The organism is Providencia alcalifaciens (assembly GCF_020271745.1).
Taxonomy (GTDB): Bacteria; Pseudomonadota; Gammaproteobacteria; order Enterobacterales; family Enterobacteriaceae; genus Providencia; species Providencia alcalifaciens_B.
Window position 1 is genome coordinate 1187002 of record NZ_CP084296.1, and the last position, 24749, is coordinate 1211750.

Annotated in this window: 18 protein-coding genes; 9 read left to right on the forward strand and 9 right to left on the reverse strand. The window is 43.0% G+C overall.

The annotated features are described in order from the left end of the window. Nucleotides 1-105 precede the first annotated feature (105 nt). A complete protein-coding gene (gene sthA / locus LDO51_RS05525; protein WP_225576629.1) occupies nucleotides 106-1506 on the forward strand; it encodes a Si-specific NAD(P)(+) transhydrogenase in 1401 nt (466 codons plus the stop codon). Between the two features lie 160 nt (nucleotides 1507-1666). Here sthA and oxyR read toward each other — a convergent pair whose 3' ends face one another. After that, nucleotides 1667-2572, reverse strand: a complete 906-nt coding sequence (oxyR, locus tag LDO51_RS05530; RefSeq protein ID WP_225576630.1) for a DNA-binding transcriptional regulator OxyR — start codon at nucleotides 2570-2572, stop codon at nucleotides 1667-1669. A gap of 1390 nt (nucleotides 2573-3962) precedes the next feature. Between oxyR and LDO51_RS05535 the strand changes: the two genes are divergently transcribed. Beyond that, a complete protein-coding gene (locus tag LDO51_RS05535) occupies nucleotides 3963-4316 on the forward strand; it encodes a hypothetical protein (protein ID WP_225576631.1) in 354 nt (117 codons plus the stop codon). Nucleotides 4317-4379: 63 nt separating this feature from the next. Here LDO51_RS05535 and argH read toward each other — a convergent pair whose 3' ends face one another. From argH to argC, 4 genes are all read right to left on the reverse strand, one after another. Further along, nucleotides 4380-5756: an argininosuccinate lyase gene (gene argH, locus LDO51_RS05540; protein WP_225576632.1), complete on the reverse strand. Its 1377-nt coding sequence runs from the start codon at nucleotides 5754-5756 to the stop codon at nucleotides 4380-4382. Between the two features lie 77 nt (nucleotides 5757-5833). Beyond that, a complete protein-coding gene (locus tag LDO51_RS05545; RefSeq protein WP_225576633.1) occupies nucleotides 5834-7054 on the reverse strand; it encodes an argininosuccinate synthase in 1221 nt (406 codons plus the stop codon). An 82-nt stretch (nucleotides 7055-7136) separates the two neighbouring features. Beyond that, complete coding sequence (gene argB / locus LDO51_RS05550; RefSeq protein ID WP_154628118.1) at nucleotides 7137-7913, reverse strand: acetylglutamate kinase; 777 nt, start codon at nucleotides 7911-7913, stop codon at nucleotides 7137-7139. Nucleotides 7914-7947: 34 nt separating this feature from the next. Next, on the reverse strand, nucleotides 7948-8952 hold the full coding sequence (gene argC, locus LDO51_RS05555; RefSeq protein WP_225576634.1) for an N-acetyl-gamma-glutamyl-phosphate reductase: 1005 nt from the start codon (nucleotides 8950-8952) through the stop codon (nucleotides 7948-7950). A 102-nt stretch (nucleotides 8953-9054) separates the two neighbouring features. Here argC and argE point away from each other — a divergent pair, with 102 nt between their 5' ends. From argE to gadC, 4 genes are all read left to right on the forward strand, one after another. Continuing rightward, complete coding sequence (gene argE / locus LDO51_RS05560) at nucleotides 9055-10209, forward strand: acetylornithine deacetylase (protein WP_225576636.1); 1155 nt, start codon at nucleotides 9055-9057, stop codon at nucleotides 10207-10209. A 246-nt stretch (nucleotides 10210-10455) separates the two neighbouring features. Next, entirely contained in the window at nucleotides 10456-11343 is an 888-nt protein-coding gene (metF, locus tag LDO51_RS05565) for a methylenetetrahydrofolate reductase (protein ID WP_225576637.1), read from the forward strand. A gap of 630 nt (nucleotides 11344-11973) precedes the next feature. Next, nucleotides 11974-13374 carry a glutamate decarboxylase gene (locus LDO51_RS05570; RefSeq protein ID WP_225576639.1) on the forward strand — a complete coding sequence of 467 codons (1401 nt, stop codon included), beginning with the start codon at nucleotides 11974-11976 and terminating at the stop codon, nucleotides 13372-13374. A 76-nt stretch (nucleotides 13375-13450) separates the two neighbouring features. Beyond that, the gene (gadC, locus tag LDO51_RS05575) at nucleotides 13451-14989 is read left to right on the forward strand and encodes a glutamate:gamma-aminobutyrate antiporter (protein ID WP_225576640.1); all 1539 of its coding nucleotides are present in this window, start codon (nucleotides 13451-13453) and stop codon (nucleotides 14987-14989) included. Between the two features lie 61 nt (nucleotides 14990-15050). Here the strand turns inward: gadC and ppc are convergent, their stop codons facing one another. The 3 genes from ppc to metB all read right to left on the reverse strand — a co-directional run bounded on the left by ppc (nucleotide 15051) and on the right by metB (nucleotide 21667). Next, nucleotides 15051-17690, reverse strand: coding sequence for a phosphoenolpyruvate carboxylase (gene ppc / locus LDO51_RS05580; RefSeq protein WP_225576641.1), 2640 nt, complete (start codon nucleotides 17688-17690; stop codon nucleotides 15051-15053). Between the two features lie 363 nt (nucleotides 17691-18053). After that, nucleotides 18054-20495: a bifunctional aspartate kinase/homoserine dehydrogenase II gene (locus LDO51_RS05585; RefSeq protein WP_225576642.1), complete on the reverse strand. Its 2442-nt coding sequence runs from the start codon at nucleotides 20493-20495 to the stop codon at nucleotides 18054-18056. A 17-nt stretch (nucleotides 20496-20512) separates the two neighbouring features. Next, a complete protein-coding gene (metB, locus tag LDO51_RS05590; RefSeq protein ID WP_225576644.1) occupies nucleotides 20513-21667 on the reverse strand; it encodes a cystathionine gamma-synthase in 1155 nt (384 codons plus the stop codon). Between the two features lie 325 nt (nucleotides 21668-21992). Here metB and metJ point away from each other — a divergent pair, with 325 nt between their 5' ends. The 3 genes from metJ (at nucleotide 21993) to LDO51_RS05605 (ending at nucleotide 24415) form a co-directional block, all read left to right on the forward strand. Beyond that, on the forward strand, nucleotides 21993-22310 hold the full coding sequence (metJ, locus tag LDO51_RS05595; RefSeq protein WP_036950870.1) for a met regulon transcriptional regulator MetJ: 318 nt from the start codon (nucleotides 21993-21995) through the stop codon (nucleotides 22308-22310). 386 nt (nucleotides 22311-22696) lie between these two features. Further along, nucleotides 22697-23422 carry an outer membrane protein gene (locus LDO51_RS05600; protein ID WP_225576645.1) on the forward strand — a complete coding sequence of 242 codons (726 nt, stop codon included), beginning with the start codon at nucleotides 22697-22699 and terminating at the stop codon, nucleotides 23420-23422. A gap of 258 nt (nucleotides 23423-23680) precedes the next feature. After that, nucleotides 23681-24415, forward strand: coding sequence for an outer membrane protein (locus LDO51_RS05605; protein ID WP_225576646.1), 735 nt, complete (start codon nucleotides 23681-23683; stop codon nucleotides 24413-24415). A 97-nt stretch (nucleotides 24416-24512) separates the two neighbouring features. Here LDO51_RS05605 and rpmE read toward each other — a convergent pair whose 3' ends face one another. Continuing rightward, nucleotides 24513-24728 (reverse strand): 50S ribosomal protein L31, encoded by a 216-nt coding sequence (rpmE, locus tag LDO51_RS05610; RefSeq protein ID WP_036950864.1) that lies wholly within the window; start codon nucleotides 24726-24728, stop codon nucleotides 24513-24515. Nucleotides 24729-24749 lie beyond the last annotated feature (21 nt).

Below are 24749 nucleotides of genomic sequence, written 5' to 3' on the forward strand. Positions count from 1 at the left end.
TATCTACTTTCTATATTTAATTTGTCTTTAGGATTTCGAATTGAGACAAGATGGCAAACGAATGTTACTATCACAACGTCCTTAGAATTAAAACAGGCTTACCTCATGCAACAACATACCCATTTTGATGCAATTGTCATTGGTTCCGGTCCTGGTGGTGAAGGTGCCGCTATGGGGCTGGTTAAACAAGGAAAAAACGTTGCTGTTATAGAACGTTATAACAGTGTCGGCGGCGGCTGTACCCACTGGGGTACGATTCCCTCTAAAGCCCTTCGTCATGCTGTTAGCCGAATTATCGAATTTAATCAAAACCCTCTATATAGCGATAACTCCCGCAGTTTACGCTCCTCTTTTTCTGAAATTCTTACTCATGCAGAAACTGTTATAAGTCAGCAAACTCGCATGCGTGAAGGGTTTTATGAACGCAATGGTTGCCAAATGTTTTCAGGTGAAGCAACTTTTGTTGATGATCAGCATGTTAGCGTGCGCTATGCAGATGGAAGTTGTGATGTTCTTAGCGCAGATAAAATTATCATTGCGACTGGCTCACGACCTTATTGCCCACCTGATGTTGATTTTACCCACTCCCGAATTTATAACAGCGATACCATTCTCAACCTTTCCCACGAACCTCGCCATGTGATTATTTATGGTGCGGGCGTAATTGGTTGTGAGTACGCTTCCATATTTCGTGGATTAGGGGTCAAAGTCGATTTGATCAATACCCGCGATCACTTATTGGCATTCCTTGATCAAGAGATGTCTGATGCGTTGTCTTATCATTTCTGGAACAGTGGCGTGGTTATTCGTCACAACGAAGAGTATGAAAAGATTGAAGGTTTAGATGATGGCGTTATTGTTCATCTTAAATCAGGCAAGAAAGTGAAAGCAGATTGCTTACTGTTCGCAAACGGCCGTACTGGTAATACAGATAATATTGGTCTGGCGAATGTGGGAATCGAAGCGGATGGTCGTGGCTTAGTCAAAGTTGACCATGCTTATCGCACCAGTAATGAACATATCTATGCTGTTGGTGATGTGATTGGCTATCCAAGCCTAGCTTCAGCTGCTTATGACCAAGGGCGAATTGCGGCTCGCGCTATTACCTCTGGCTTAGGTAATGCCCATTTAGTTGAAAATATTCCGACGGGCATTTATACCATTCCAGAAATTAGTTCTGTGGGTAAAACAGAACAAGAATTGACTGCAATGAAAGTCCCTTATGAAGTTGGTCGTGCTCAGTTTAAACATTTAGCACGAGCGCAGATCGCGGGCATGAATGTAGGTAGTTTGAAGATCCTCTTCCATAGAGAGACACTTCAAATTTTAGGTATTCACTGTTTCGGTGAGAGAGCGGCTGAAATTATTCATATCGGCCAAGCGATTATGGAACAAAAAGGTGAAGGGAATACCATCGAATACTTTATTAATACCACATTTAACTATCCAACCATGGCAGAAGCGTTCCGAGTTGCAGCATTAAATGGTTTAAATCGACTGTTTTAGTGCATCTCTACGCTTTACGCTGAATGATTGGCTCTAGAATAAGTGATTGTAGGTTCATTCCCACAATCACTTTTTTGTTTTTATAGCTTATTTACTACGCTTCTTTATTACGCTTCTTTATTACTAGCAGCTCAATTTTTACTGCATTTAATCTGAAACCTTACTTTTTATTTCTGTAGTACTTATCCATCGAGCTGTAAATTGTCTCAGCAAGCTGCTCATAGCGTCCACGCAATGGAGAACCCGGACGATAAACTAATACAATGCGGCGTTTGGGCTCAGGCTCAATACAGTTCAAGTAACAAACTCCATCACGGCAAGCCTCATGAGGTACAGCCAAATCTGGCAGCAATGTAATTCCGCTACCCGCAGCCACCATATTTCTCAACGTTTCTAAGCTCGTCGCTCTGAAATGAGTATCTTCTTTTGCTCCTGCTTGGAAACAGAATCCCATCGCTTGATCACGTAAACAGTGACCATCTTCCAACATCAATAATTTCTCACCCGCTAATTCTCCCATTTCAACCGTGTCACGGTCATGCCATGGGTGATTTTCATAAATCGCGAGTTTCATTGGCTCTTCAAATAATGGCACCACAATAAATGGTTCGGTTTCTTTGACTTCTGCCAGAATGGCGCAATCCAACTTACCGCTATCTAGCTGAGCCAATAATTGCTGAGTCTGTGCTTCGTGTAAGTAAATTTCTAATTTAGGGTGCGCACCATGTAATTCAGGAATAATGTGCGGAAGCAAATAAGGTGCAATTGTTGGGATCAGTCCTATATGTAAAGGCCCTGACATACTTTCACCTTGTAAAGCTGCCATTTCTTGCAGAACTTTTATTTCTCTTAGGATCGTTCTTGCCTGCTCAACGAGCAATAAACCTTGTTGAGTAAAAAGCACTTTTCGGCTGGTTCTTTCTAATAGCATCACGCCGAGCTCTTCTTCAAGTTTACGGATTTGACCGCTCAGCGTAGGCTGACTTACATGGCAAGAATCCGCGGCACGTCTAAAGTGCTTGTGCTCAGCAAGTGCAACTAGGTACTCCAGATCACGAATATTCATCCGCCTTTTTCCTCTCGTTATGCCTGACTATATAGATAATACCAATCATTATAAAGAATAGATAATATTTCATCTATCAATAAAATTAAAAAAGTGCCCTCTTATTTTTTTAGGATTCATCTTATATAAAGATGAAACAAATTGTAAAAGTAAGAAAGTAAATATATTTATATAATTTAATTGAAAAAATTAGTATCAAGCAGAAGTATCAAATATCATTACTCTTATTACGAGTAATACTGTTCACATTAAATCAACAAATTTTATCATGTTAAATTTAATGATTAATTAACCTAAATTTAACAGCAACATAAAATGAGTACAAAGATGGAATAGATACAGAAAATAGCACTCAGTTCCAATAGATTAAACCGAGATTAACGTCAATCAAGGTAAATTACATTATTGCTTTTAGATATGATAATAAATGTTACTAATACATTGTTTTTTCAGTAATATTTACTAATACTTCGGACATTGAATTTCGAATCATTTAGGCAAATAATTACTGCAATCAAACGCAAAACAAATAAACGCCAACCTAAAAATTAGCAGCTTAACTCGTAGCCAGACACCTTTTAAACGTTTAGATAAGTTAATTAAGGTAAGAAGAAAAACGTGATAAGCACTGGATTCCGCTACAAAAGACATTAATTCACTTTACAACTAAAGAATGTTCAATACAGATGATATCAAATGTAAAACACATATTGCTTATCATGAAGGTACGGAATATTGATACTTAGCCAGCTAGATAATATCTCTTATATTTCTATATAGAATGATTATCAAAAGTCTTCTAAGAAAATGATAATAACAAATCGCTCAAAAACAAGTTAATTGGACTTAATACCCGAAAATAAGGTAATAGCAAGACTAAGGGTATCCCTTTACTAAGTATTCATACCATAGTAATGAAACATTTTGTTATATTCTCTTTCATATTTAATTAAAGTTTGTAAATACATATAAAAGAATATATTAAAGTGATCAGCATAAATTTTAATATATATTATCAATCACCCAATAAATGAGGGCATTCAAAGCCCACTAATCAAAACTTTAGTTTGGCAATATCTGATAAAAAGGATTTTTATATCATAAAAATAAATAAATTGGTTCTTAAGTGGTTTTTTATTGGTATGCATTTTTACTTATACTATATTTAACTTGTCCCATATTGTTTAATTTAATTTTAAAATTTCCATACATTTGATTTTCAATATTTACACCTTAAAAGAGTTATTTGAATTATTATATGTTCCATCAAGTAGCACGAGGTAATTGAAAAAAGAAAAGTAGCCAATATATATCTTACGCAATACCGAATTTATTAAATTAATACACTTAAACAAATTGATTAAACACAAATCAGTTAGGGGATACTATTATGAAAAATTTGACATCAACCGCTAAAAAAACCTTCTCTCGCGCAGCCATAGCATTACTACTGGTCCCTGCTTTTAGCACCATTAATGCCTATGCAGAAAGCAGCGAGCACAACGGTACCATCCAATTTACAGGCTCAATTGTCTATGCGTCTTGCTTGAATGAAGTAAATAATAATAATGTCACTTTAAATTGTCTAAACGACAATGACGATATGGTTGCTAATAGCATTGACCTTAATAAATTAGTAAAAACTTCAGGTTGGAAGGTTCTGAATGGCGGTCGAAGTGTCTATTCTTATGATTGGCTGAATGAAGACAAGCAGATGGGAATGTTAACAATTAAATATAGTTAAGATTAAACGTTATGGAAATTGGGGTAGCCATGCTACCCCCCATTTTTTTCTACATATCTTTATTTACATCTTCAAGCGTGTTTTCGCATCCGCAATGGCTTTTGCCACCTGCTTTTGAGATACCCCACCTTTTGCTAGTCGCTTATCAAGACAAGACTGTAGAGATAAAATCTCATACACATCCAGTTGGATAGTTGCACTGAATTTTTGCAAATCACTTAATGCCATCTCTTCTAATGCTTTACCTTGCGCTATCGCTGCCACAACGGCTTCACCCACAATATGGTGAGCTTCACGGAACGGAACGCCTTTCGCGACTAAATAATCCGCCAACTCGGTCGCATTTGCATAGCCTTGCTTTGCTGCATCTTCACAACGAGGACGACGAATTTGGATACCATCCAGAACGAGTACCGCCATATGCATACAATCTAACCACGTATCGAGGGCATCGAATAACCCTTCTTTGTCTTCTTGCATATCTTTGTTGTAAGCAAGCGGCAACCCTTTCAGGGTCATCATCATGCCGGTCAATGCCCCTTGAACACGACCACATTTACCACGAATTAACTCCAATGCATCAGGATTTTTCTTTTGCGGCATCAGTGACGAGCCTGAAGTGACTTTATCAGATAGCTCCACAAACCCTGCTTCGCCACTGTTGAAGAAAATCAGATCTTCAGCAAAGCGAGATAAGTGCACCATACCGATGCTTGCGTCGGATAACAGCTCTAATACATGGTCTCTATCAGACACGGTATCTAAACTGTTACGCGTTGCGGATGAAAAACCTAACCATGATGCCAATTGCTCACGGTCAATATCATAGGCTGTACCCGCCAACGCCCCACACCCTAATGGGCTGACATCCAAACGCTTTAAAGTATCTTGCAAACGGCTTTCATCACGGGACAGCATTTCACTATACGCTAAACACCAATGAGCGAATGTCACAGGCTGGGCACGTTGTAAGTGGGTATAGCCCGGCATCACGGCATCTTGGTTATTTTCAGCGGTGATGATCAATGCTTTTTGTAACTCAGTCACAGCGTCTAATAACAGCGCCACTTGGTCTTTACACCACAGTTTTAAGTCCGTCGCGACTTGGTCATTACGGCTACGACCTGTGTGCAGTTTCTTCCCTAAATCACCGACTTTATCAATCAGTTTACCTTCTACCCAGCTATGGATATCTTCGGCGTCGCTTTGCAAGATAATCTCAGGGTCGGCTTGCACTTCTGCCAATAGCGCATTGAGTGCTTGCTCGAGAGATTTTTGCTCGCTATCAGACAGCACGCCCACCGTGACCAATGCTTTTGACCATGCCACAGAGCCAAGAATATCCTGCTCAGCTAAGCGATAATCAAAACGCAGTGAATCATTGAACTGTTTAAACCGTTGATCTGCCTGCTGACTAAAACGTCCACCCCAAAGTGCCATAACGAGTCCCTACTTGATTGATAAAATTAGTGTCTACCCGACAACCAAGTTAGGCTGTCGGGGTCCTGCCGATAAAACTATTTTGCTTTATTCTGTTCTTTCAGTGCACGAATACGTGAAGAGAGAGAATAGAGGCGGATAAACCCACCAGCATGGCTGTGATCGTAAACGTCATCTTCACCAAATGTTGCAAACTCTTCAGAGTACAGGCTCTTATCCGCTTTCTTCTGAATAGCCGTCACTTGCCCTTTATACAGTTTCAGAACCACTTCACCGGTCACATCCTGAGCCAGGGATTCTGCCGCCGCTTGCAGAGAATGACGCAGTGGCGCAAACCAGCGACCGTCATACACCACATAAGACATTTCCAGACCTAACTGTTCACGCCATTTATAGCTATCGCGGTCTAACACTAATTGCTCAACACCACGCAGCGCTGCCATCATGATGGTGCCCCCTGGGGTTTCATAGCAACCACGAGATTTCATACCCACTAAACGGTTTTCCACGATATCGATACGGCCGACACCATGTTTTGCACCCAGCGTATTTAATGTTTCTAAACAGCCTAATGGAGACAAGGCGTTACCGTTTACAGAGACCACTTCGCCGTGTTTCACGCCAACAGTGACCAACTCAGCTTCATCCGGTGCATCTTTCGGGTCAACGGTCCATACCCAGCAATCTTGGTTAGCTGCATTCCATGTGCTTTCCAATACGCCGCCTTCGGTAGAGATATGCCATGCGTTTTCATCACGGCTGTAGATTTTTTCTAAGCTAGCTGTGGTTGGAATATTACGTTCTTTCAGGTAATCCAGCAGGGCTTCACGGGAACGTAAATCCCACTCACGCCATGGCGCAACCACTTTCAGTTGTGGTGCTAATGCGGTGTAAGTGCTTTCGAAACGCACTTGGTCATTACCTTTACCGGTTGCACCGTGCGCAAGGGCATCAGCGCCAACTTTCAGTGCGATTTCCACTTGCGCTTTAGCGATAATTGGACGCGCCATCGACGTACCCAGTAAATAGCTACCTTCATACAATGCACCCGTTTTCAGTACTGGGTAGATATATTCCTTAATGAACTCTTCACGCAGGTCAACCACATAGCATTCAGAAGCACCTGATTGTAAGGCTTTTTTCTCAACACCGACTAAGTCTTCTCTGTCTTGACCCACATCAGCAACGAATGCCACGACTTCACAGTCATCGTAGTTCTCTTTTAACCATGGAATGATAGCCGACGTGTCTAACCCACCGGAGTACGCTAATACAATCTTCTTAATACCCTTTTTCATAAATTACCTATCCCAATTCTTTTAAAATAAATGTGTTTAAAATAAATGTATGGTTTGTCTGTTTGCTTGCTCAGCTCATCACTCAAGAAGCAAGAATTCGTGTGCCAATCGCAGTGCCATTAAATAATGATGGCAATTGTTCCGCATGACGCCAGCTCGCAATATCCACTGGACGTTGCAATGTGGAAGCGGCTTCTAACGCCGCATTCACTTTGACTATCATTCCATCTGTGATGATGCCTTGGTCAATCAGTTTCTGGGCTTTGGCTGTCGTCATTTCATCAATCTTTTGACCTTTTCCATCCAAAATACCGCTCACATCAGAAAGCAGGACTAAATCTGCGTTCAGTGCTTGGGCAATCGCCGTAGCGGCTTGGTCTGCATTGACGTTCATCAATTGCCCCTCTTCGGTGATCCCGATAGAGCTAATGATTGGCAAATATCCCGCAGACAGTAATAGTTTCAGTAAGTTTGCATCACCCGCTTTCGCGCTACCCACATGACCGAGTTCATCATTAATTTGCGTAACCACGGCGCTGTGTCCATCCCCAAGGGATAAACCCACCGCTTGCAATTGATGTTTAATCGCCCATGCCAACAAAGTTTTATTCGCAGTGCCAGCTAGTGCACCCGTAATAATGTCAATTTGATCTGCTGGCGTAACGCGCAGTCCTTGCTTTTTCACGACGGGTAATTGCAGTTTTTGCATTAATTCATCGACTAAACACCCGCCACCGTGAACAATTACCAGCTCACGTTGATGAGCCTGACGGTAGGTTTGGATCGCCGTAAATAATCTTTCTAGGGCTTCTTCGCTATCGAGTAACACACCACCCAATTTAATAACTAAAGGTTGCATGGGGATTTATCCTTAATAAATTGCCATAAGAGCATTAAAGTAATGACTGCGTTTCATTGAAACCAAACCGAATATTCATGCACTGAACGGCTTGCGCTGCGGCACCTTTTAATAGGTTATCTTCTGTACCCACTAAAATCAGGTGCTCACCTTTCAATACAAAGCCGATATCACAAAATGGCGTGCCAACCACCGATTTCAGTGCAGGAACTCCTTTGTCATATAAACGGACTAACGGTTTATTGTGATACGCATCTTTAAATGTTTGGCTAATTTGCTCCGCTGTAACGCCGGCTTTCACTTTGCAAGTGATGGTCGCCAGTATGCCCCGTGCAAAATTGCCTAAATGTGGCGTGAAAATCACGTCTCTACCTAGATGCGTCGCGATTTCAGGTTGATGACGGTGGGTGAAAATACCGTAAGGCTGTAAGCTCACTTCGCAAAAGCTGTTCGTCATGGAAGCTTTACGCCCTGCCCCTGAAACTCCACTGGTCGCATTAATCACTGGCCACATGTTTTCATCGAGTAAATCTGCTTCAATCAGCGGCTTTAATGAAAGTTGAGAAACTGTTGGATAACACCCAGGCACCGCAATCAGTTGAGCTTGACGAATTTTATCGGCTTGCCATTCCGCCAAACCGTAAACTGCTTGCATTAACCATTGGGTATTTGTATGTTCGAAGCCGTAGTATTGCGGATAAAACGCCGCATCTTGAACACGATAAGCACCCGAAAGGTCAAACACTACGCAACCTGCTTCAAGAAACTGGGGCGCAATGTCATGACTCACTTCATGAGCGGTCGCGAGGAAAACAACATCGACCCCTTTTGCTGCCTCAGCCACATCGGTAAGCGGCTGAACCGGAAGGTCGATAATGCCTTTATACTGGGGATGTAAATCAGAAAAGCATTTACCCGCATCCACACTTTGTGCGGAAACCATCAGCCCAGAAAGATGAATATCGGGATGACGTTGTAAATAAGCGGCTAATTCAGCTCCAGTATAACCACTAGCCCCGACAATGAGTGTGTTCAACATGTGTTTTCTACCTTGTGCTCGTGACCCAAACAGTTTAATGTGTATTTTTATTCAAATAAAGTGCATGAATATTGATACTATTATGGATAAAGGCTGTCAACAGTGAATATTAAATTACCTGCATTTATTGAGATTTATCGTCAATTAATCGCCACTCCGTCGATTAGTGCGACCGATTCACAACTCGATCAGAGTAACCGAGCGCTAGTGGAGCTATTAGGTGGATGGTTAGAAACCTTAGGCTTTACTGTGAATATTCAACCGGTCCCTGATACCCGAGATAAATATAACCTGTTAGCCTCGGTTGGTGAGGGCAACGGAGGATTGATGCTATGTGGTCATACGGACACCGTCCCATTTGATGACGGTCGCTGGAGTAAAGATCCGTTCAAGCTCACCGAGCATAATGGCAAGCTATATGGGCTAGGCACCGCAGATATGAAAGGCTTTTTTGCCTTTATTATTGATGCATTACGTGATGTTGACCTCAGCACCTTAAAACGTCCTTTGCATATTCTCGCCACGGCAGATGAAGAAACCTCGATGGCTGGCGCTCGCTTTTTTGCCGCCAGCACCGAATTACGCCCTGATTTCGCCATCATTGGTGAACCGACTTCATTACAGCCTATTCGCGCACATAAAGGGCATCTTTCCAATGCCATTCGCATTACAGGTCAATCTGGACATTCCAGTGATCCAGATAGAGGCGTTAATGCCATTGAATTAATGCATGAATCTATCTCTCACTTAATGACCTTAAGAAATACATTGAAAAAGCGCTATAACAACCCCGCGTTTGTGATCCCTTATCCAACCATGAACTTCGGTCATATTCATGGTGGTGATGCAGCGAACCGAATTTGTGGTTGCTGTGAATTGCATATGGATATTCGCCCACTACCAGGTTTAACGTTGCAAGATCTGGACGAATTGCTCAATGAAACTCTCGAACCCGTTCGTGCAAAATGGCCGGGTCGCTTGGCGATTGAAGAGATGCACCCACCGATCCCCGGCTATGAATGCCCAACAGATCATAAAATGGTGGCTGTCATTGAACAGCTATTAGGTAAAAAAGCGGAGACCGTAAACTACTGTACGGAGGCGCCATTTATCCAAGAACTTTGTCCAACACTGGTACTGGGGCCAGGTTCTATTGAACAAGCCCACCAGCCTGATGAGTTCATCGACATGAGCTTTATTGAACCAACACGCCAGCTAATCAGCCAAATGGTCGAGCACTTCTGTTTTACTGAATAGTGTTTTACTGAATAATGTTGTACTGCATGCGGAGTCACTCGGCTCCGCATTTCCCCATCATGAATTTTTCTCTTATTACGCCTGAAAAAACATCAATTTAAAATTTGATTTAGGAGTTGACTCTCACTCAATATCGCGTAATCTCTATTTAGACGTCTAAACGTATAGAAGTACAAAGAGATACATATAATCGAATAACGAAAATAATCATTAAATAATGAGTTTCTTGAGGCGAGGTCACAGGGTATGAGTTTTTTTCACGCAAATCAGCGCGAAGCGTTGAACCAAAATTTAGCTGAATTAGATGGGCAGATTAATGTTTCATTTGAATTTTTCCCACCTCGCTCAGCAGAAATGGAACAAACATTGTGGAAGTCTATCGATAGGCTCAAGGTCTTAAAACCGAATTTTGTCTCTGTCACCTACGGCGCTAACTCCGGTGAGCGAGATAGAACCCATAGCATCATCAAAGATATCAAAGATAAAACAGGATTAGTGGCCGCGCCGCACTTAACGTGTATCGATGCCAGCCCTGATGAGCTAAAAGCCATCGCTCGAGATTATTGGAACAACGGTATTCGCCATATTGTGGCATTACGAGGGGACTTTCCTGATAACAGCAATAAGCCCGATATGTATGCAGAGCACTTGGTTGAGTTACTGAAAACTGAAGCTGACTTTGACATTTCCGTCGCCGCTTACCCCGAAGTACACCCTGAAGCCAAAAGTGCTCAGGCAGACTTAATCAATTTGAAGAAAAAGATTGAAGCCGGAGCCAACCGCGCCATTACCCAATTTTTCTTCGATGTTGAAAGCTACCTACGTTTTCGTGACCGCTGTGTAGCAACGGGTATTGATGTGGAAATCGTACCGGGAATTTTGCCTGTCTCTAACTTCCGCCAGCTAGAACGTTTTGCCAAAATCACCAATGTGCGTATCCCAAGTTGGATGAATAGAATGTACGAAGGCTTGGATGATGACCCTGAAAGCCGCAATCTTGTTGGTGCGTCAATTGCCATGGACATGGTGAAAATTTTAAGTCGTGAAGGCGTAAAAGATTTCCATTTTTACACCTTAAACCGCTCTGAACTGACTTACGCCATTTGCCATACATTGGGTGTTAGGCCGCAATAACCACTTTATTCCATATCACTTATTGGGTTAATTCATTTATCGTGAATTAACCCAGTCATATTCGCCTTCCCTTTATTCTATTTATCGCTATTCCCTATAATTAATACAAAATTAAACTAGTCATTATTAGACTAGATATTAAATATATTGCAGAAATAATTCCTTAAGCATATCCAAATATAATAAAAAAAGTGAATATTTAATTAAAAAACTGAAACCAGATCAACCCAAAACAAACAGTCTTTTATTGATGTGGTGATTAATATGATTAAAAAATCACATAAAACGCTATTTCATTCTTATTCACTATTATATTCATAACAATAGAAATATTGTTTTTCAATAGCTTACGCAGCCAGTGATAACTCACAGCCCATTGATATAACTCATTTTTTTACATTGAACTACTTAGTGAAAAACCAGAGTAACAATGTTATATAATTGTTATAACTTATTAACTTCAGATTTAAATCATATTTACCATAAAAACAAATAATCAAATTAATCACTATTAAAATAAGACTTCCTTTTAAAGGACTTTATTCTGACTTATTTTTATGCTTATATGAAAATATAAGATTATTGATCATTCCTAGTAATAACATCTCAATTATTGAGGAGATTCGTTGTATGAATAATAAATCAGTATCTTCAAAATATAGTGAATTAGATGATATCTATGCTTCATTTGATTTATCCCAATCCTTACCAAAAACGAAATTCCCAATCAAAGAAAGCGACCCGAGGAATGTATTTAGCGCAGTACGTGATGAGCTAATGCTAGATGGTAATTCCCGACAAAACTTAGCCACATTTTGCCAAACATGGGTAGATGACGAAATTCGCGGTTTGATGGATCTCTCTATCGATAAAAACATGATTGATAAAGACGAATATCCGCAAACCGCCGAAATTGAAAACCGCTGCGTGCATATGCTCGCTGATTTATGGAACTCTCCTGACGCACTTAATACATTAGGCTGCTCAACGATTGGCTCTTCAGAAGCCGCAATGTTAGGAGGGCTGGCTTTAAAATGGCAATGGCGTAAAAAACAAGCCGCCAAAGGAAAACCAACCGATAAACCTAACTTAATCTGTGGCCCTGTCCAAATTTGTTGGCATAAATTTGCCCGTTATTTTGATGTCGAACTGCGTGAAATTCCGCTTGAAGGCGACCGCCTGATCATGAGCCCAGAAGAAGTTATCAAACGCGTTGATGAAAACACCATTGGTGTGGTTCCAACTCTGGGCGTGACTTTCACTTGCCAATATGAACCTGTTAAAGCCGTTCATGATGCATTGGATAAACTGCAAAAAGAGACTGGCTTAGATATCCCTATTCACGTGGATGGTGCAAGTGGTGGTTTCCTCGCGCCTTTCTGTGCTCCTACTCTGGAATGGGATTTCCGCTTACCTCGTGTTAAATCCATCAACGCATCTGGGCACAAATTTGGTTTAGCGCCATTAGGTGCCGGTTGGGTGATTTGGCGTGAGGCAAAAGATCTCCCAGAAGAGCTCATTTTCAATGTGAACTACCTTGGCGGGAATATGCCAACCTTCGCATTAAACTTCTCTCGTCCGGGTGGGCAAATCATTGCACAGTATTACAACTTCCTGCGCCTGGGTCGCGAAGGCTACGCGAAAATTCATAATGCCTGCTATGCCACTGCCCAATACCTTGCCCGTGAAATTGAAAAACTGGGTCCATTTGAAATGATCTTTGATGGCGATAGTGCCAAAGGTATCCCAGCACTGGCATGGAAATTAAAAGACGGCGTGAAAACCAGTAACTACTCTTTATATGATATTGCAGATAAATTACGTAGTCGCGGCTGGCAAGTCCCTGCTTACTCAATGCCTGCAAACCGTGAAGACTTGGTGATCCAACGTATTTTAGTCCGCCATGGTGTCAGCCTCGACCTCGCCTCACTGCTCATCGAAGATTTCAAACGCACCCTTGAATATTTCGAGAAACACCCCGTCAGTACGCCACTTTCTGAAGAAGAAAGTGGCGGTTTCAATCACAGCTAATCCTTAGTCGTTATCCAGTCGGCGTATTCATTTATACGCCGACTGACTTCGTAAAACATATGACAGGAGAATAGACATGGCGACGTCAACAACAGCTCCAGCCGCAAAACAACTCACCTTGTTAGGTTTTTTTGCGATCACCGCGTCTATGGTAATGGCGGTCTATGAATATCCGACATTCGCCACATCGGGTTTCAGTTTAGTCTTCTTTTTACTCTTAGGGGGATTGCTGTGGTTTATCCCCGTAGCCTTATGTGCTGCCGAAATGGCCACCGTTGACGGTTGGGAAGAAGGGGGGATTTTCGCGTGGGTTTCCAACACATTGGGAGAGCGTTGGGGATTTGCGGCGATTTCATTTGGTTATCTGCAAATTGCGATAGGTTTTATTCCGATGCTGTACTTTGTACTCGGCGCCCTATCCTACATATTAAATTGGCCAGAACTCAATACCGACCCCATCACCAAAACCATCGGTGCTCTGGTCATTTTATGGGTTCTCGCCTTCACCCAATTTGGTGGAACCAAATATACAGCAAGTATCGCAAAAGTTGGTTTCTTTGCGGGGATTTTATTACCAGCTTTAATTCTCGTTGGGTTAGCAATTAGCTACTTGGCAAGTGGTGCACCTTTAGCTATCGAAATCAGCGCGAAAACCTTTATTCCTGACTTTACACAAATCGGTACATTGGTAGTCTTTGTCGCCTTTATTCTCAGCTATATGGGTGTTGAAGCTTCAGCAACTCACGTCAACGAGATGAAAAATCCCGGTCGAGATTACCCGGCGGCAATGTTTTTACTGATGATAGCTGCGATTTGCTTAAGCTCAATCGGTGGTTTATCGGTCGCTGCTGTGATCCCTAACAGCGAAATCAATCTATCTGCGGGTGTGGTACAAACCTTTGAAGTTCTCGTCAGCCATTTTAATTCCACCCTAGAGTGGGCAGTACGGATTATTGCTGCATTGCTGTTACTCGGCGTATTAGCTGAAATTGCCTCTTGGATTGTGGGACCTTCTCGTGGGATGTATGTTGCTGCACAAAAAGGAATTTTGCCGAAAAGCTTTGCCAAAGTGAATAAAAATGGCGTGCCAGTCACCTTAGTGATTTCTCAATTACTGATCACCACAGTGGCAATTATTGTCCTTACCAACACGGGTGGTGGCGGGAATATGTCATTCCTGATAGCGCTGGCATTAACCGTCGTTATTTATCTGTGTAGCTACTTTATGCTGTTCCTCGGCTATATGCAGTTAATCTGCAAACAATCAGATAAAAAACGAGCATTCAACATTCCAGGTGGTAAAAGCTTTAAATTGTTAATCGCTTTTGTTGGGTTAGCGATCTCAATTCTGGCATTTGTGGTGTCATTCTTTCCGCCAAGCTCATTGCCGGGCGGAGCAGATGATACGACTTACGTGACGCTGCTCGCAGTCAGTTTTGTGATTATCTTCCTGCTGCCTTTTGTGATTTATGCACTCCACAACAAAGCTGGAAAATCCACCAACGTCTCCATGGTGCATATCAAAACGCACAATGCCCCAACCAACCATTTCTTTATCCATCCACGGGCGCGCTCGCCTTATCATCTGATCCCTAATGATCAGAAGAAAAAATAACGCTCGGCCATAAACGAAAAAGGCTGCCCTTGGCAGCCTTTTTACTGACACAAACTAATCGCTAGCCAGTGTTACGCATACCCGCCGCAACACCCGCAATGGTCACCATCAACGCTTGTTCCACGCGCGGGTCTGGATGCTCTTGTTGGCGAGAACGCTGCAATAGCTCAGCCTGCAATACGTTCAGTGGGTCAGTATAGACGTTACGTAGCGCGATGGATTCTGCAATCCACGGTAAATCCGCCATTAGCGCTTCATCTTTAGAGACCGCTAAAACACTCTTAATATCTTCGGATAACTGGTCACGCAGCTTTTGTCCCAGTGGCCATAAACGTTTTTCAACGAGGCAATGGTCATAGTATTCCGCCAGCCATAAATCGGCTTTCGCGTACACCATTTCCAGCATCGCAATACGGGTTTTGAAGAATGTCCACTCTTGCCACATTTCATCCAGCACCGCTTGTTTGCCTTCTTTTTCGATAACATGTTTCAGCGCTGCACCTGCACCTAACCACGCTGGTAACATCAAGCGGTTTTGCGTCCACGCGAAAATCCAAGGAATAGCGCGAAGAGTTTCAACGCCCCCAGTAGGACGACGTTTTGCAGGGCGAGAACCTAATGGTAATTTACCCAGCTCTAACTCTGGGGTCGCCGCACGGAAATACGGGACAAAGTCAGGCTGTTCACGCACATAATCACGATACATGGCGCAAGATACATCAGACAGCGAATTCATCACCGCCTTCCACTCTTCTTTTGGCTCTGGCGGCGGCAATAAGTTAGCTTCGAGGATAGCGCTCGCGTACATGGCCAAGCTGCTAATCGTCACTTGCGGTAGACCAAACTTAAAGCGGATCATCTCGCCTTGTTCCGTCACACGCAGCCCGCCTTTTAAACTTCCCGGTGGTTGGGAAAGTAGTGCAGAGTGTGCTGGCGCACCGCCACGACCGATGGTGCCGCCACGACCGTGGAACAGTGTCAATTTCACGCCGGCTTTATCGCATAACTTAATCAAGGCATCTTGTGCGCGATATTGCGCCCATGATGCCGCCATCACGCCAGCATCTTTTGCAGAATCGGAGTAACCAATCATCACCATTTGGCGATCATCAATCAGCTCACGATACCACTCAATACTGAGTAACTTAGTCATCACGCTTTCGGCGTTATTTAAGTCTTCAAGGGTTTCGAACAGTGGCGCAACCGGTAATTTAATTGACGCACCCGCTTCTTTTAGCAGGAGTTTGACGGCTAAAACGTCGGATGGCACTTTCGCCATCGAGATCACGTAAGCGGCGATAGAGTCATTCTTCGCTTTGGCGATGACGCGGCACGTTTCGAATACTTCTTGCGTTTCTGCTGTCGGTTGCCAGTCTTGAGGGATCAACGGACGACGAGATTGCAGCTCAGCCAGTAAGAAATCTTGTTTCTCTTGTTCTGACCAATTGCCATAGTTACCCAGTCCCAAATATTCTGTCAGCTCAGACAGTGCTTCAGTATGGCGAGTGCTTTCTTGGCGCACATCGATACGCACCAATTGCAAACCAAAGCTGCGAATACGACGCAGTGTATCTAACAGTGAGCCATTGGCAATAATGCTCATATTGCAGGCAACGAGCGATTGGTAGCAGGTATAGAGTGGATCCCACAGTTGCGCGTTATCCGTCAGTAAATCCGCTGGCGGCAGAACTTGCTCGCCTTTCACTCGACGCTCTAAATATTCCAATGTAGAAAATAGTTGGCTACGCAGGTTTTTGGCAATTTGTCGATAAGGCTCATCCACATCATCACCACCAGCTAGCGCACGCAGTTCTGGCGTTGCTTCTGTCATGGACAGCTCCGACACCAAGACCTGAATATCTTTCAAGAATAAATCGGCGGCTTTCCAACGACTTAATAATAGAACGTGGCGAGTGACTTCCGCGGTTACATTCGGGTTACCATCACGGTCGCCGCCCATCCATGACGTGAAGCGAATTGGGTTTGCTTCCACGGGTAATCCTGCGCCAATAGACTCTTCGAGTTGCTCGTTAAATTCTCGCAAAAATGCAGGAACACCGTCCCATAGAGAGTTTTCAACAACCGCAAAACCCCATTTAGCTTCATCGATTGGCGTTGGGCGAATTTTACGAATTTCATCGGTATGCCAAGATTGCGCCACCAATTGGCGTAAACGGCGCATAATATTGTTGCGTTCGTAATCTGCTAAATCATCATGGTCGAGCTGGGATAAACAGGTGTTCACCTCAACCAGTTTGTGAATTAAGGTGCGGCGGGCGATTTCAGTTGGATGGGCAGTCAGCACCAGCTCAATGGAAAGTTCTTCAACGGCTTTTTGAATATCACCGTGGCTAAAATCGTGCTCTTTCAAACGCCCAAATAATTTCTGTAGGGCAACAGGATTACTGGCCGCTTCGCCATGAGGAGAAATACTGTGGTACTGCTCTGCCACGTTGGTTAAGTTTAAGAATTGGTTGAATGCCCTCGCAACAGGTAATAGCTCATCGTTGGTGAGCGTTTGCAAGGTCATTAATAATTTTTGGCGCTGAACTTCATTACCTGCGCGGGAGGATTTGGATAGCTTGCGAATAGATTCGACTTTATCGAGGATATCTTCACCAAGAGCGTCTTTGATGGTATCACCGAGTAGCTTACCCAACATACTGACATTACTGCGCATTGCGGAATATTGCTGATTCATGGGACTCCTGATCTTGTGCTGTTGGCAGGATGCCACCCCGCTTCTCGTGAACGGTTAACAAACTGCGCTGGATTTCCTGTAATAAAATTTCAGTCGGCTAGAATTATGTTTTGTGATGCAGACCGCGAATTTCACCCTGTACCCTATATTCATATCAGAAAAAAAGCGCTTTGGGTGATTTTTCTGAAATTTAATTACAACACCATTTTTATTAATTTTTCTTATTTAAGCATTGCGTCAGCGCAATCTATCGTCGATTCAGCACTTTTAAGTCATGAATCTTATTTAAGAATAAAATAGGAATGGGAAAATTTGAGAAATGAAGACAACGCACGAGTTTATCTAACCCGTGCGTTGCTGATTTTATAAAAGCTGAGAGAGTCGATTCAAGTCAGATTGAATGGCGCCGGCTGTCACATCGCGACCCGCACCGGGTCCACGGATCACCAATGGGTTATCTCGGTACCAACGGCTTTCAATGGCAAAAACGTTATCCCCCGGTAATAAAGAGGCTAACGGATGCTCAGGTTTAACCGCCTCGACACCCACTTTTGCTTTACCTTTCACCGCATCAAACCGCGCCACATAACGTAGCACTAATCCCAGTTCCTTCGCGGCTTCTAAGCGCTGCTGCATCTGCTCGTTAATCACGGCACTATTTTCAAAGAACTCATCCAGTGAGCCCGTTTCCGCTTGCGCTGGCACTAACGATTCCACGCGCACGTCATCCGGTTCGATGTCATAGCCCGCTTCTCGCGCCAGAATAATGAGCTTGCGCATCACATCTTGCCCAGACAAATCAATTCGAGGGTCTGGTTCCGTTAATCCTTGCTGCCAAGCTTGCTCAACAAGCTCACTGAAAGGCACTGAGCCATCAAACTGCAAGAATAGCCACGATAATGTACCGGAGAAGATCCCGCTGATCGCCAGAATCGCGTCACCACTTTCTTTGAGATCGCGCACTGCATAGTTGATCGGCAACCCAGCACCGACGGTCGCGTTGTAAAGCCAATGGCGCCCTGTTTTCGCAAATGCATCACGGATTTCACGATATTGCTGAGTCGGTGCTGCCCCTGCGATTTTGTTTGCACTAATGACATGGAAACCGTAACTCGCAAAGTCCACATAACTATTGGCAAGCTCGCCGCTGGCGGTAACATCCAAGACAATCAGGTCATCATAAGGGTGCGCTCGCATCCATAAAAACAGATTATCGTCCTGATGCTCTACTGCTTCATCATCAAAGAAAGCTAATGCACGGCTTGGGTCAATACCTTGGTAATTCAATAAACTGCGGCGGCTATCCACCACGCCCGCCAAAACAAAGTCAAAATCACTGCGAGCAGAAATATTGTGCTGCTCGACCGAAAACAGTTCTAACCAGCGGGCGCCAATATTGCCTTTACCAAACAACACTAAACCAATGCGCTTTTCGGCACGGAATAAGCTTTGGTGCATACCTTGAATAATATGCTCAGTTTGATTCGTACGCAGTACCGCGACTAAGCTAATACCATCTTCTGAGTGCCAGATAAACTCAACAGGCTGCCCTTTAAGTTCTTCATAAAAACGGTGGCTGTGCAGCGGTTTTTTACACACACCAGCACCGACCAGCGCCACCAGTGAAAAACCTTCACGTAATGAGAGAACCCCAGGTAATGCCGCTTCTTCCAACACATTCAATGCACTTTCCACCACTTCCGAGGTGTAGCACAGCTGCAAGATAGCGCGATCATGGTGAATACCTCGCGCCAGTGGGCGAAGTTGTACGCGTTTTAATAATAAATCCACGTCCTTGCAGATTTGGTTAAAGTCGCGCCCTGCGGCAATTCGCAGCTCAATTAAGCACACATCGTTGTGGCTGGTGACAATTTTTGCCCCCGTACCCGAGGCTAATACACGCTCAATTTTGGTTGAACCCTGCTCCGGCTGGTAGCTACAGCGCAACTGCAAATCAATATTGCTGACAGAAACAGGCTGCAAAGTACGGGTATGCAATACAGGCGCGGCAAGACGTGCCAATTCGCTCGCTTCATCTAAACGCAATAACGGTAATAGGCATGCATCTTTCACCTTGCGAGGATCCGCACTGTACACCCCTGCCACATCACTCCAAATGGTGACTTTGCCGACATCGGCTAATGCCCCTACTTGCGTGGCCGAATAGTCACTGCCGTTACGTCCCAATAGGACGGTTTCGCCTTTTTGGTTGCGAGAAATAAACCCCGTGACCACAAGACGGCGCTGAGGATATTGCACTAATAATTGCTGTAAGAGATGGCGGGATTGAACCTCATCCACCTGTGGCTGCGCGGCTCTTTCTGCGCGTAAAAATGCACGCGCATCTAACCAAGCGCTCGCCATATCGGACTGTTCAAGCACTGCGGACATTAAACGCGCAGACCAAATTTCACCGTGCCCCACGACTTCCGCATAAGTCGCATCATTGATAGGTTTATCCAGTAGCCAGCTGAGTCGTTCTAAATCCGTAACAAACAGCTGATTGAGTTCATCAGCCTTCTCTTCAGAAAGTAGGCCGCTAATCAAATCTTGCTGATAACGGCGTAGCGCTTGCTGCACTTGATGAGCAGAAATACGGTCACTTTGGCTTAACTTTAGCCAGTTAATCAGCTGATTTGTGGTACTCCCTGCCGCAGAAACAACCATTAAATCGCCCGGCTGGCTATAATTCGCCATAATGGTGGCGACTCGCTGATAACATTTCACATCTGCTAAACTACTGCCGCCAAACTTATGTAACTGCCGGTGACAAGGGATCACCTCAAATGCTGTTATTGCACTCATCAAAAACTCCGCTAACGTTATGACGCAACCTTAAATGCGTGGCTTAAATCTGCGATAAGATCCTGACTATCTTCAAGACCAACCGAAATGCGCAGTAAACTCTCAGTAATACCTGCTGCGGCTCGCGCTTCAGGGGACATGCCTGCATGGGTCATGGTCGCCGTATGGGAAATCAAGGTTTCTACACCACCGAGAGATTCCGCTAATGTAAACAAGCTCAGCGCCTGTAAAAACTGACGAAGTTGCGCTTCATCGCCTGCAAACTCAAAACTTAACATTGCGCCAAAGCCAGATTGTTGCGCCGCAGCAATGTGATGTCCCGGATGGTCACTCAGGGCAGGATAATATATTTTCTTCACCAGCGGCTGAGTTTTAAGATATTTTACGATTTCACCTGCATTATGCTGCTGCTGTTTTATGCGAGGCAACAGTGTTCTCATCCCTCTGAGTAGCAGATAACTGTCAAATGCACCGCCAGTAACACCGATATTATTCGCCCACCACGCTAATTCTAGAGCCCATTTCTCTTCTTTTGCAATCACAGCACCCGCAATAATATCTGAATGACCATTGAGATATTTTGTACAAGAATGTACAACAAAATCAGCACCTAACGTTAATGGTTGCTGTAATGCAGGGCTTAAAAATGTGTTATCCACCACCACTAAAGCCCCCGCTTGATGTGCAAGCGTCGAAATATGCTGAATATCGTAAATTCTCAGTAGCGGGTTACTTGGGGTTTCGATGAGGACCAGCTTGGGTTTTCTCGCTAATGCAGCTTGCAGTGCAGATTCGTCGCCTTGGTCAACAAATTCAACCTGATAAGCGCCTTTTTGGCTCAAGCTGTTAAATAAACGGTAGCTGCCACCGTAACAATCATGAGGAGCTACGAGTAAATCACCCGGCTGTAATAATACGGTGCATAATAGATGGAGAGCCGACATCCCGCTATTCGTCATCACAGCACCACTTCCCCCTTCTAGCTGTGCCAGTGTTCGCTGCACAATATCTCGCCCAGGATTACCACGACGGGAGTAGTCATGGGTTCTCGGTTCATTGAAATCCGTAAAATTATAGGTGCTAGATAAATAGATGGGAGGAACAACGCAACCAAATTGCGAGTCTTCATTGAGTCCATTATGTATCGCGATAGTGGATGCTTTGTATGTCATGAGTGTCTCTCCAAGTGTGGGATAGCTCAAATCATACTCAAAGCAAATTTAGCCGTCAACATGTCCGGACGTCTAAACCTCTTTACGTTTATAACAACTAATGGAATAATCAGCCATAATAATTATGTGCCAATGGGTAGTGAGACCACATTATCGGCATATAAAAAGACTTAACTTATTGATTTTAATATGTATTAAATAATAACTTAAGCCCTTTATTCTTAACCCGTATGCTGAGTGTATCTTGAAAAAATTTCATCTTCAGGATCAGAAAACTGACACTCGTATATTATTTTATTATCAATGAATATATCCAAGGTATCTCATGGCTGAATGGAACGGTGAATATGTCAGTCCGTATGCTGAACATGGCAAAAAAAGCGAGCAAGTCAAAAAAATTACAGTATCGATTCCTTTAAAAGTACTGAAAATTTTAACTGATGAACGTACTCGTCGTCAGATCAATAACTTGCGCCACGCGACTAACAGTGAATTACTGTGTGAAGCCTTTTTGCATGCGTTTACTGGTCAACCGCTGCCGGATGATGATGATTTGCGTAAAGAACGCAATGATGAGATCCCTGAAGCAGCAAAAGAGATCATGCGCGAACTGGGTATTGACCCAGAAACTTGGGAATATTAATCCCTCTGCGTCTTTCTTTAACACTCGACTTGCTGATGTGGGTCGAGTGTGACTTATCTTAGCAATCTATCTCACCTAAATAACGCTCTTACCCTCTGCTCCTCCCATCATTTATTTTCATTATCTTCATACTGTTAAGCAATTTCATTTGTTGCCGATAACCAATGTAGGGGTTTTGCAATGGATTAATCTCTTGGGCAATTAATCGCTCAGACAAAGCAAAGTTTTTCTTTTCTATAAGGACTATGTTTACAGCTAACCTATTAATTATATTAAGAAATAAAGAATACTGTATATCAAGTTTTATAGGGTCCTGCATAGATAAATTAAATAGTTATCTATGCTCATATTGGGTGATCCAAATACACCGCTAAATGGAATTTATAATGAAAAAAATTATTGCCGTATCTCTACTCAGTTTGGTGTCCAGTGCTGCCTTTGCAGGGGCTGAAAGCCTGTATGTCTCAGGTAAAATTGGGGCTTCAATTGTCCAAGTTTCCAATCAAAAATGGGAAACCAGCGATAACGAATTTGAAAAAACCAATCTCGGAAATACCAATGATTCTGTTTTCGGTGGCAACATTGCCGTCGGTTACGATTTTTCTAAAACCACCACGTTACCTCTACGTACTGAACTTGAGTTTGGGATGAGAGAAAAAGCCTCCACAAGCCACAATCTCGAATCTTTCAACGACCCAAGTGTTTTCAGCAGCTCCGATGATGTTAAAACCGATATCACCTTAAACACGGTAATGCTCAATACCTATTACGATTTCAAAAATGACACCAAATTTACCCCATACGTCAGCGTTGGGTTAGGTATGGCAAGCATTCACCACAAAATGCGATACGACTATAATCAACATATTGTGAGTGCCAATGAATTTACTCATGAAAAATACACTAAATCCAAAACCACCACGAACTTTGCGTGGAGCGTCGGTTTAGGTTCGCAATACAGAGTGAATAATCACGTTTCATTGGATATGGGATACCGCTTCTTGGATGCAGGAAAATCAGAAGCGAGTTACTACGCAGATAGCCAAGAAAACACCTCTAAAGTCAAAGTGAAAAGCCATGACATTATGTTTGGTGTAACTTACCGTTTCTAAGGATTTACAGTTGGCACCTTAATACATATTTTTGAGGTGCTAACCTCTTTATTTCAGCTATTGAATCTAAATATTACAATTATAATAAGTATTTATTTGTTTATTATTTTATTTTTCAGGATTTAATCCTGATAAGTATTCGTTTTATTCTCTCTTTTTAGCGCAATCCCTCGAAGTTTCCTACGCTGACTATAACTCCGCCCACATCACTTATACTCCAGTAAGGTTCCATCCGAAATCATTCACTGGTGCTTAATAATGAAAAATTTACTTTTGGCTTCAAGTTGCTTGTTGTTTGCTAATTTAGCAATAGCATCCAGTAATAACGGTGTTTATATATCAAGTAAAATTGGTGTATCAGTTTTGAATATGTATGACAGCAAATTCGAATATAGCAATGAAAAAAAGCCCGACTATAAAATGCTAAAATTTAGTGATAAAAGCCACCCTGCTTTTGGTAATTTTATCGGCATTGGCTACAATTTTTATAATCAATTCTCGATACCTATCCGTACGGAACTAGAAGTGGGAATGCGAGGAAAGGTGAGCAACACCCATAGCCTTAATGCACTTTCCACCGTTCCAAATAGTTCAGCAGATATGAAAAACGAAGCCACACTGACGACTGTCATGTTGAATAGCTACTATGATATGAAAAACCAAACTGCCTTCACGCCCTATATTTCTTTTGGGTTCGGATTGGCAAGTACGCGGTATGAAAATACACAGCGGTCAGAATTCGAAATTTTTGGCTTTAAACAAAGTTCCAATCAATCAAAGTCAGATAGAATCAATAAGCTAGCATGGAGTTTAGGGCTGGGTAGCCGATACGCTTTCAGTGATAATCTCTCATTTGACTTGGGTTATCGATTTACCGAAGCAGGTAAATACAAAATTTCCATGGCGAATGCTTTTGACAAAAATGCCACTGACACCTCAACCATTAACCTAGCCAGCCATGACTTTATGTTTGGGGTCGCCTACCGTTTTTGATAACCCAATTGGCAAATTTTAGGCAATAAAAAACCTGTTCAATTGAACAGGTTTTCTTACTGAATACGTTAAATCAACTTCAACGTGACAGGTTTTATTACTTTTTAGCACCTGGGATGCTGAAACGCTGGTTGAAGCGATCAACACGACCACCGGTAGCAACATCACGTTGTTTACCAGTATAGAACGGGTGGCAGTTACCACAAACGTCCAGGTTCAGAGAGTGACCAGCTGTTGAGTTGATTTTCATTACGTTGCCGCAAGAACAAGTTGCAGTAACTTCTTCGTATTTAGGGTGAATACCTTTTTTCATGGGAGAACCTCTAATAAGGCC